Origin of the sequence: Nonomuraea aridisoli (assembly GCF_003236395.1) — a bacterium.
Taxonomy (GTDB): Bacteria; Actinomycetota; Actinomycetes; order Streptosporangiales; family Streptosporangiaceae; genus Nonomuraea; species Nonomuraea aridisoli.
Genome location: NZ_POUD01000717.1, coordinates 1 through 383, shown reverse-complemented (window position 1 = coordinate 383; position 383 = coordinate 1). Strand labels below are relative to the sequence as shown.

Below are 383 nucleotides of genomic sequence, written 5' to 3'. Positions count from 1 at the left end.
GTGCGGCGAACACGACCGCGGCGCCGCCGCGGGACAGCAGCAGCAGCTGGCGACGCTCGTACCGGTCGGCCAGGACCCCGCCGGCCAGGGTGCCCGCCAGCAGCGTCCCACCTGCGGCGACATTGACCATGCCGACGGCCAGCGACGACCGGGTGAGTTGATAGACCTGGATCGACAGGGCCACCAACGTCAGGCTGATGCCGAGCAGGGCGACGACCCTGGCCCAGAACATGGTCCGAAAATCCCGGCTGGACCGTAGCGGGGTGAGGTCCATGGTGATCTGGCCCAAACGCATGTGGACTCTTTCCTGTGCGGGGGTGACGCGGTCGGTGGTTCAGGTCCGGTCGGCGTTCATCGCCTCGACGAGGGACCTGGGTCGCAGG

The 383-nt window shown here is 68.9% G+C and carries 1 protein-coding gene and 1 pseudogene; one reads left to right on the top strand and one right to left on the bottom strand.

The features are described from left to right. A partial coding sequence (locus C1J01_RS48900; protein WP_181449405.1) for an MFS transporter occupies positions 1 to 295 on the bottom strand: 295 nt, incomplete at its 3' end. Between the two features lie 26 nt (positions 296 to 321). Here C1J01_RS48900 and C1J01_RS54035 point away from each other — a divergent pair. Further along, a pseudogene (locus C1J01_RS54035) lies at positions 322 to 383 on the top strand (hypothetical protein); the annotation flags it as partial.